The following is a 9,286-nucleotide window of genomic DNA, read 5'->3' on the forward strand; positions in this document are numbered from 1 at the left end:
GCATCCCTGGGTCTGCTCGCCGGCGCCGCGATCGCATGGTGGGCCGGCAGTCGCGGGAAGCGATGGGCAGGCATGCCCATCTCCTACGGCAGCGGACTGTGGCCATGGATCCTCGGCTCAGCCTCGCTGAGCCTGATCCTGTCCAACCTGATCTTCGGCTGGCGGCTCAGCGAGGGCTGGCAGCCGACGTTCGTGCCGTTCGTCTGCGTCGCCACGGCCGTCGTCCTCGTCTACGGCGCAGGATGGTCGGTGTTCTTCACCGGCGCCATCTTGGGCGCTTTGACCACCACGCCGGTGGCCATGCTGATCATCGACCACCTCACCGCGCGACTGGACCTTCCTCCCGTCGTCGCCAACACTGCCGCCATGTCGATCGGCACGGCCATCAGCTTCATCCTGTGCCGGTATCTACCCTGGATGCAGGTGCCCGAACCGGTCGACGCACCGATCGCCGTTGCCGCGCCCACCACTATCGTCGGACCAGTCAGCACCGCCAAGGATGCTTTGTGGACCATCCGACGCATCGTCGCCGACTTCACCGAAACCCAGTTCTACGCGAACGAACTCGCCAGCATCGGTGTGATCGTCGGCGTCGTCGCCGCCTTCTTGTTCAACCCCCTCTATCCCGCCTACGGCTCCGGCCTGCTACCGCACATTCTGTTCGCGCAAGCGCTGACCTCCGCCATCGGAGTGGTCGTCTGGCGACAGCTGTACCGGGGCGGCGGCTGGGCGCCCACCTACATATCGGTGGTCTCCGTCGCTCCTGCCACGGTGCTTGCTTACAACGGCAGCACCGTGTCCATCGTCGTCGGCGCTGTTGCGGGAGCGTTGATCTGCCCCGTGATCGCACGACCGATCTCAGCGCGACTGCCCAAGGACTTCCATCCATTCATCGGCAACACCACGTCGATGGCAGTGACGACAGCGTTCGTCATCACCGCAGTCCGATTCCTACCCGGAAGCTAAGCCAAGTAGCGCCCAAACCCCTTGCGTTAGTGGCGCGGCGCCAGGCGAGTCTCTCTCGACACACCCGCGCTGCCGGTGCGGCCCGAAGTGGGCGAGGCGCTCACCCCGGACGGCGAGTTAACCGCTGCGGCGCAGCAGAACGGCCTCGTCGAAGGGCAGCAGCGCGAACACGGGCCTGGCAAGGCCCCTCACGTGGCCCGCCGCCTCGGCCCTGGTGACGATTCTCGGGTCGGTCACGTCGATCGTCTTGCCGTGGCGGCGCATCTGCGCCCCGCCCGCGGCGGTGAGGTTCTTCAGCCAGTCGCGGTCGGGTCCGTAGGTGAGCAGAACCGCAACACCGTCGTCGGTCGTGAACACGTTGAGCGGGGTGCGGTACGGCTTACCCGACTTGCGTCCGACGTGTTCGAGGATGCCCATCGCGGGCACCCAGCCCGCCCACAGTCGCTGCAGGGGATTGGTCACGTGCCGATTGAACCGGGCCACCCACTGCGGTATCTGCACGAAGACCATCAAACTCTTGCCCCTCGGCTGATCTCAAGCCCCATGCCGTCACGAACACATGGGCATAGTTACCCAAACTAACGTGTTGACGTAAATGGGCCTCGTCGCGACGGAAGGACAGTATGAGCGTCACCGGGATGAGTACGAACGACGAATACGAGCTGAGCGCGCATCCGTTGTTGCCCGTCGCGGATCCCTTCTATCGCCCGCCCGAAGATCTGAAGCGCCTGACACCGGGCGAGGTTGTCCGCACCAGGAAGGTTGAGCTGGCTCTCTTCGGCCGGGCCAGGGAGTCACTGCCGGCATGGCAGCTGACCTACCGGTCCACCGACTTGCGGGGTCGGCCCAGCATCTCGGCGACCACCGTGGTCCTGCCCGCAGGCGCCGTTGGCGACAAGCCGCGGCCGCTGCTGTCGTTTCAGAGCGCTATCGACGCGGTGACCTCGCGGTGCTTCCCCTCCTACGCGCTTCGCCTCGGTGCGCACGCCACCGGCTCGATCGCACAGTTCGAGTTCCTCGTACTGCGCAGGGCGCTCGCGCGGGGGTGGGCGGTGTCGATTCCCGATCACGAAGGGATGGCAGGCGCGTGGGGCGCCCCGCGGGAACCCGGATACCGGACGCTCGACGGCATTCGGGCCGCCTTGACGTTCGATCCCCTCGGACTGGAGGCGGACAACCAGGTCGCGCTGTGGGGATACTCCGGTGGCGGGATGGCAACCTCGTGGGCCGCGGAGATGGCGCCGACATACGCGCCTGAACTCAATGTCGTTGGGGCCGTTCTCGGATCCCCCGTCGGCGACATGGCCTCAGCGCTGCTGCGGCTCAACGGCGGTTTCCACGCCGGGCTTCCCCTGATGGCAATAGCGGGACTGCGCAGGGTGTACCCGGGCCTGGACCGCGTCATCCGAGAGCACGCCACTGCAGACGGTGAGCGTCTGCTGCGTTCGATCGAGGAACAGACGACGGCGATCGCCGTCGCTCACTTCAACCACCACGACCTCGATCGTCATCTCGACATACCCCTGGCGGACGTCTTGGCTCTGCCGGAAGTCGTTGAGGTGCTGGCAGACATCCAATTGGGCATGAACATCCCGACGATGCCTCTTCTCGTCCTGCAGGCCGTACACGACGAGATCATCAACGTCGAAGACGTCGACGGACAGGTCGAGCGCTACCGGCAAGGCGGCGCGCAGGTGACGTATGTGCGAGATCGCCTCAGCGAGCACTATGCCCTGCTGCCGCTGTCCACGCCGCTGACACTGGCCTGGCTCACCCAACGCTTCAAGGGCAGGCCCATGCGGCCACGGACGCTGACCTCGATGGCCGGGTATCGACACGGATGGCTCTCATTGAGACACGCACGTTGACGAAGACAGCAGAGAACCTCGCTCCGCCGGCTTTTCAGCCCTCGGGGTGGAACGCGCCGACGTAGGAGCCTGGATGGGTTGCCCTGTCCTGTCGCAGCACTGGTGTGTTGGGCGGCCACGACAAGGCGATGACGGCGGTGTCGTCCGGTGCGATGGTGAGCAACTGCGTCGGTAGCCACGATCCGGCGGAATCGGGCGGGGTGGTGAGGACCGTCAGATCGGCGACCACACTCTTGCCTGGGTCGACGACGAGGCTTTCGGCGGGTCGAATCGTGCTGCGCCCCAACTGGAATTCGCTGCCCTGGCCGGGAAGGTCCGGTCCGGTGAGGGTCGCACCGGGATATCCTTCGGTGACACATGGAGAGTCGCTGATGTTGGCGTAGCGGAGCGTGAACGTCTCCTGCCCTCCCACCGAGGGCTCCCCAGGAGAGTCGAGCGACGGCTTCGACGTGCGCGACGTGCAGGCGGCGATTCCCTGGGCGGAAGTCGTTGCAGTCGACTGGGTCTCGCTCGTTGGGGGTGGCACGGTCTGGGTCGCAACCACCGAGTCGCCGGTGGGCGGCGCAGGGCTCTCGGGCGCGGTCGAGTTCGACGAGCACGCGGTGAGCAGCGCGACGGCCGTCGTGATCGAGAGCGCGGACGAGATGGCGGCGACGCCGCGTCGGGGTGCGCTGCTGTTGGTCTTCATGGTCGGCCACCGTACCGATGTCGTTCGACGTTCCCGCCCGGCGAGGGCGGTGTCTGGACTAGAACAGACCCGAATACGCGTTCAGCGCAGGCTGGCCTCCGAGATGGGCGTAGAGGACGTTCGACTCCTTCGGGATCGTGCCATCCCCGACGAGGTCGATCAGCGCGGCCATCGACTTGCCTTCGTACACCGGGTCGATGATCATCGCCTCGAGCCGACCGGAGAGTTTGATCGCGTCGAGTGTCGATTGCACCGGAATCCCGTACAGGTCCCCGGCCCACCCTTCGAGGACCGTGATCTCGTCGTCGCGTAGGTCGCGGCAGAGGCCGATCAACTCGGCGGTGTTTCGCGCGATCCGCTCGACCTGTGCACGCGTCTTGTCGATCGTCGCCGACGCGTCGATACCCAGCACGCGCCGCGGTCGATCCTGCCCGGCGAAGCCGGCGATCATGCCTGCGTGCGTCGAGCCGGTGACCGTGCAGACGACGATCGTGTCGAAGAACACGCCGAGCTGGGCCTCCTGCTCCTGCACCTCATACGCCCAGTTCGCGAAGCCCAGTCCGCCGAGCGGATGCTCGGAGGCGCCCGCCGGAATCGGGTAGGGCGTGCCGCCGGCCTGGCGCACCTCCTCCAGCGCGGCCTCCCAAGAGGATCGAATGCCGATGTCGAAGCCCGCAGGGTCGAGTCGCACGTCGGCGCCCATGATGCGGGACAGCAGGATGTTTCCGACCTTGTCGTTCACCGGGTCGGGCCAGTCGACCCACTTCTCCTGCACCAACAGGGCCTTGAGCCCCAGCTTCGCTGCCACGGCGGCGACCTGGCGGGTGTGGTTGCTCTGATAGCCGCCGATCGAGACCAAGGTGTCGGCACCCTTCGCCAGGGCGTCGGGGACGAGGTATTCGAGCTTGCGGGTCTTGTTGCCGCCGAAGGCCAGGCCCGAATTGCAGTCCTCCCGCTTGGCCCAGATCCGCGCCCCACCCAGATGCGCAGTCAGCCGTTCCAGCGGGTGGACCGGGCTGGGCCCGAACGTCAGGGGGTAGCGGTCGAAATCCTGGATGGACATGCGTTCCCTTTCGCGGAGAGGCAACCGTCGTCAATGGCGATACGCAATATATCGCAATCGGGAGTGAACGCCGAATGTCGTGATCCGGCCAGCTCAGGAGCGCCTAGAGGACCCGAGGTCGACTTGACACGCACCACACAGTCGGGCGCACCATATTGCATGCCGGTGCCACGGAAGATGGTCGCGCCCAAACGCCAGCTGCTTCGCGACGACGCGTTCGCCGCGATCAGGGCCGCGATCGTGGACGGGACGCTCGAACCGGAGGAGCGGCTGGTCGACGTCGAACTCTCGGCGTGGCTCGGGGTGAGCAGGACGCCGATCCGCGAGGCGCTGGCCCGTCTCGAATCGGCAGGTCTGGTCCGGACCCGGCCGGGGCAGTACACCATCGTCAGCCCCCTGGACGTGCGGAGCTGCAAGGACGCGCAGGCGGTCACGGCGGCGATGCACGAGCTTGCGGTTCGTGACGCCGTCGCCGCGATGGGGCCAGAACACATCACGGCCATGCGCACCGCCAACGGGCGCTTCGCCGCCGCTCTCGGCACCGAGGACGTGGCGGGTGCCATCGCGGCCGACGACGAATTCCACGCCGTGGCCGTCGATCTGTGTGCCAACGCGGCCATCCGCGCGGTACTCGACCAGTACACCCCCCTGCTGCGGCGAATGGAACGCGCCCGCTTCTCGTCGCTCACCGGGCGGTCCTCGGTTGCGCAGCACGCGAAGATCGCCGATCTGGCCGAACGGGGGGACGCGGAAGCCGCCGCGCGGGAGGCGCGTCTCAACTGGCTGACGCTGCAGTGACGCCCGAGGTTTGCCGATCACGGTGCGACCTGACGGCAGGCCGCTGGCATCGCTAGCATTCGGAGCGTCATGGTCGCGACGACAGAACCCCACGACGTCGGCGCATTACCGCCGGTGCCGAAGAACCCCATGTCCTATCGGCAGTTGCTGAAAGCCGTGCGGGTCTTCAATACCGGGGGAGAGTCGCTGCGCGACGCCGGTGGTCCCGTGACACGCATCCAGCTGGGCCCGAAGTGGCTCGTCCCGCCCCTCGTCCTGGTCACCTCGCCCGCCGGGATCGGTGACCTGCTGGCGCGAAACCACGACCTGGCTGAGCGCTGCGTCGTCCACGACGAGGTTCGGCACATGGCGGGCGAAAGCCTGTTCGTCCTGCCCAACGAGCGATGGATACCGCGCAAGCGGGCCCTTCAGCCGGTGTTCACCAGCCACAACGTCCGCCGCTTCGGCGGCCACATGTCCCTCGCGGCGCAGACCGTCGTCGACGACTGGCGCGACGGCGGTCGGCTCGAAGCCGGGCTCGACGTCGACCTCGACGTGGCGTGCCGCCGCCTGACCATGCAATCGCTCGGCCGCTCGATCCTCGGACTCGATCTCAACGAGCGTGCGGACGTGATCGCGGAGTCCATGCACGTCGCCTCCTCCTACACCGCCGATCGTGCGCTCCGACCCCTGCGAGCACCGCGCTGGCTGCCCACCAGGGCGCGTCGTCGCGCCAGCGCGGCGGTGGCGACGATGCTCGCGGTCGCGGACGACATCTTGGCGACGTGCCGCCGGGATCCGGCCCATGACGCCCCCCTGGTGCACGCGCTGATCGCGGCCACCGACCCGGTCACCGGAGACACGCTCTCGGACGACGACATCCGCAACGACCTCCTGATCTTCATGCTTGCCGGACACGACACGACCGCCACGGCCCTCACCTACGCGCTGTGGGCGCTTGGGCACCATCCCGGCATTGCGGACCGGGTCGCCGCGGAAGTCGCCGAGCTCGGCGATCGTGAGCTGACGCCCGACGACGTGCCGCGACTCGGGTACACCCGCCAGGTGCTCAACGAGTCGTTGCGGCTGTGTCCACCGGCGGCCGGGGTCGGTCGGCTGGCATTGCGGGACATCGCGATAGACGGCTACCGCGTGGCGGCGGGCAGCATCGTCGCCGTGGGAATTCAGGCCGTGCATCGGGACCCGGACCTGTGGGCGGACCCGCTGGTCTTCGACCCGGAGCGGTTCAGCCCCGACGCCTCGGCACGGCGCCAACGCTGGCAGTTCGTCCCGTTCGCCGGCGGCCCGCGGTCATGCATCGGAGAGCACTTCGCGCTCCTGGAGACCACGCTCGCGCTGGCGACGATCATCAGGTCGGTCGAGGTGCGTTCGCTCGCCGACGACTTTCCCGTCGAGGTGCCGTTCACCACGGTCGCCAAGGGCCCGATCCCAGCCCGCCTGACTGCGCGACGGAACGCCGTTCGTCCGTAGGACTGGACAGCGGTCACTCCAGGCCGGAGCGCCCCGGCGTCCAGAAGGGTTTCGTGCGGATGTCGCGTCGACCCCAGCCGCGTTCATCGATCAAGATCGTTCTGAGGGTCTGGACGGTGCGGGCTTCACCGGCGAGATAGGCGGCCCCGGGACGGTCGGGCAGTGGGAGGGCGCGCAGGGCCGTGGCGAGGACGGCGGAGTTCGCAGCGGCGGCGTCGCCGCGTTCGACGTGGGTGAGGGATCGGGGGAGCGGAAGGTGGTCGGTATCGGCGGCGCCCTCGATGACGCCGTGGACATCGGCATCGGCCGGTAGCGATCGCAGCATCGCGGCGAAGGCCACCGACGCGGTTTCCTCACCGGCGAACAGGTGGTAGGTCGCTTCGGGGCGTGGGACCAGGTTGCCCTGGGGTCGCGTCAGGCTGGCACGCGACCCGATTTCGACGGTCCTGGCCCAATGTCTCGCAGGCGTATCGGCTTTCGGCTTACCGTCGTGGTCGAGCATCACGATGTCGAGGGTGCCGATCTCAGGGTTCGCCTGGTAGATCGAATAGGTGCGCAGTGCGTCGTGGGGGTGGAGTCGGAGAGCCGATTCGACGAGACCGGCGACCTGCAATCGGACGTGCTGGCCCGGTTTCCAAGGTCAACCCCTGCAGGCGCGGGCCACTGAACCGAATGCGGCGCATCCTCGGTGTGAGATCTTCGATCTCGCTGACTGTCGCGGACAGGAGCAGTGCGTCGCGCAGTGTGCTGATGAGCGGGATGTCGTTGACGAGCAATGCCATGAGATTCTCCTGAAGGTCGGCAGTGGGTTCTCAGTCGTGTGCCAATTACGCCGTGCGGACGGACAATTCGTTGCCGCGTTCCGGCTCGAAGGGCAGGGGGATGGTGCGGTAGCCGTTGTCGGGGTTGCGCACGTAGCCGAGGTAGTCGCCCGATTCGTCGAGTGCGTTCTCTGCGATCACCAGTGCTCCCGGGCGCAGGTGAGGTTCGAGCAGTTTGAGTACCGGCAGATACAGCGTCCAAGCGCCGTCGAGCAGCACCAGGTCGATGCCGCCGCCGACGCCGTCCCGGAGGGTTTCGAGGGCATCGCCGACGCGGATGTCGACGATGTCGCTCAGCCCTGCGGCGGCCAAGTTCTCGCGGGCGCGCTTGGCCTTGGTCGGCTCGAGTTCGGTGCTGATGAGTTCACCGCCGCCGCCGTCGTGCAGCGCGACGGCGAGATGGATGGTGGAGATGCCGAACGAGGTGCCGAATTCGACGATCCGCTTGGACTGGCGGGCCCGCGCACAGACATACAGGAAGCGGCCGAACTCGGCCGATATGTTCAGAAAGTTGTCGGCGAACCCGTGATAGAGGCTCTTGTAGTCGGCCGCCTCCCGCGCCAGCAGGTCCGCGACCGCATGGCCGTCATCCCCAAGGCTCTCGGTGAAACGGGCCCGCAGTGGCCCATCGGCAGCTTGCGCCTCGTCGAACAGCCGGGTCAGCACGTCGGCGACCGGTGCTGAGGTGAGTGTGTCCATGTCGGTTTCTCCTCGAATGGCAAAATGGTACGGATAAAGTAAGCCTTACCTAACTAAGCCGCTGTCACCACCGGTAAAGTCCCCATCGATGCCGAAAACCCGCCAAGTCGTCGCGCCGCCTCCCCTCTATCCGGCGGGGACACCCCGTGGCGCGGGCCGGCTGACACACGGCTCTCACATCGGCGTCCACTCGCACGCCGAGGGGCAACTGGTGTACCCGGCCTTCGGAGCCCTGGCGACCACGACCGAGCGTGGTACCTGGGTCGCGCCGGCGAATCGGGTCACGTGGACACCGCCGCGATTCCATCACTCCCACCGCTTCTACGGCAGGACCGATGTCTGCGTCATCGCCATCCCCGCGGACCTGTGCGGCGCGCTGGTGGCCCACCCCAGCGTGTACGCGGTGACGCCCTTGTTGCGCGAGGCGTTCTTGGCCCTGACCGATCGACGGGCCATCCGCCCCGACGCCTACCAACGGCTGCGCGGTGTGGTGATCGACGAACTCGTCGAGACCCCCGAACAGTCGCTGTATCTGCCAGAACCGCGCGATGACCGATTGCGGACCGTGACCGATCTGCTGTATGCCGATCCAGCCCAGACGACGACCCTTGGCGAGTTGGGCCGAACCGCGGGGACGAGTGAGCGCACCTTGAGCCGGCTGTTCCACGCCGAGTTCGGGATGAGCTTCCACCGCTGGCGCACCGTCTTGCGCATTCACCACGCGTTGGTACATCTCACCGACGGGCGGTCCGTCACCGACACGGCGATGGAGTGCGGGTGGTCCAACCCCACGAGTTTCATCGAGGCGTTCACCGCCGTCGTGGGCCAGACCCCCGGCCGCTACCAAGCGGCTCTGCGGTAGGGGCTTCAGTCAACTGCCAAGGCCGGCTGCCCGACGGGGGCCACTACACCC

9 protein-coding genes and 1 pseudogene are annotated in these 9,286 nt (G+C 67.2%); 5 read left to right on the forward strand and 5 right to left on the reverse strand.

The window, feature by feature from the left end; all coding sequences use genetic code 11:
• Positions 1 to 966, forward strand: a 966-nt coding sequence (locus ACRDUX_RS26020; RefSeq protein WP_526417942.1) for a hypothetical protein, incomplete at its 5' end; no start/stop codon positions are given.
• 117 nt (positions 967 to 1,083) lie between these two features.
• Here the strand turns inward: ACRDUX_RS26020 and ACRDUX_RS26025 are convergent.
• Positions 1,084 to 1,467, reverse strand: a complete 384-nt coding sequence (locus tag ACRDUX_RS26025; RefSeq protein WP_526417943.1) for a nitroreductase family deazaflavin-dependent oxidoreductase — start codon at positions 1,465 to 1,467, stop codon at positions 1,084 to 1,086.
• A gap of 137 nt (positions 1,468 to 1,604) precedes the next feature.
• Between ACRDUX_RS26025 and ACRDUX_RS26030 the strand changes: the two genes are divergently transcribed.
• Positions 1,605 to 2,834, forward strand: a complete 1,230-nt coding sequence (locus ACRDUX_RS26030; RefSeq protein WP_526417945.1) for a lipase family protein — start codon at positions 1,605 to 1,607, stop codon at positions 2,832 to 2,834.
• A 34-nt stretch (positions 2,835 to 2,868) separates the two neighbouring features.
• Here ACRDUX_RS26030 and ACRDUX_RS26035 read toward each other — a convergent pair whose 3' ends face one another.
• Together ACRDUX_RS26035 and ACRDUX_RS26040 are read right to left on the reverse strand one after the other, a co-directional pair.
• Complete coding sequence (locus ACRDUX_RS26035) at positions 2,869 to 3,522, reverse strand: DUF4232 domain-containing protein (protein WP_526417947.1); 654 nt, start codon at positions 3,520 to 3,522, stop codon at positions 2,869 to 2,871.
• 58 nt (positions 3,523 to 3,580) lie between these two features.
• Positions 3,581 to 4,585 (reverse strand): 1-aminocyclopropane-1-carboxylate deaminase, encoded by a 1,005-nt coding sequence (locus tag ACRDUX_RS26040; protein ID WP_526417948.1) that lies wholly within the window; start codon positions 4,583 to 4,585, stop codon positions 3,581 to 3,583.
• Positions 4,586 to 4,744: 159 nt separating this feature from the next.
• Here ACRDUX_RS26040 and ACRDUX_RS26045 point away from each other — a divergent pair, with 159 nt between their 5' ends.
• Positions 4,745 to 5,383: a GntR family transcriptional regulator gene (locus tag ACRDUX_RS26045; protein WP_526417950.1), complete on the forward strand. Its 639-nt coding sequence runs from the start codon at positions 4,745 to 4,747 to the stop codon at positions 5,381 to 5,383.
• 69 nt (positions 5,384 to 5,452) lie between these two features.
• The gene (locus tag ACRDUX_RS26050) at positions 5,453 to 6,853 is read left to right on the forward strand and encodes a cytochrome P450 (protein ID WP_526417952.1); all 1,401 of its coding nucleotides are present in this window, start codon (positions 5,453 to 5,455) and stop codon (positions 6,851 to 6,853) included.
• 13 nt (positions 6,854 to 6,866) lie between these two features.
• On the opposite strand, the pseudogene ACRDUX_RS26055 reads toward ACRDUX_RS26050, so the two are convergent.
• Both ACRDUX_RS26055 and ACRDUX_RS26060 read right to left on the reverse strand, forming a co-directional pair.
• Positions 6,867 to 7,635: pseudogene (locus tag ACRDUX_RS26055) on the reverse strand (siderophore-interacting protein).
• Between the two features lie 45 nt (positions 7,636 to 7,680).
• Positions 7,681 to 8,373, reverse strand: coding sequence for an O-methyltransferase (locus ACRDUX_RS26060; RefSeq protein ID WP_526417954.1), 693 nt, complete (start codon positions 8,371 to 8,373; stop codon positions 7,681 to 7,683).
• A gap of 88 nt (positions 8,374 to 8,461) precedes the next feature.
• Here ACRDUX_RS26060 and ACRDUX_RS26065 point away from each other — a divergent pair, with 88 nt between their 5' ends.
• Complete coding sequence (locus ACRDUX_RS26065) at positions 8,462 to 9,235, forward strand: helix-turn-helix domain-containing protein (RefSeq protein WP_526417956.1); 774 nt, start codon at positions 8,462 to 8,464, stop codon at positions 9,233 to 9,235.
• Positions 9,236 to 9,286: the final 51 nt, after the last annotated feature.

The sequence above is a fragment of the Mycobacterium sp. genome (assembly GCF_050701675.1).
GTDB lineage: Bacteria > Actinomycetota > Actinomycetes > Mycobacteriales > Mycobacteriaceae > Mycobacterium.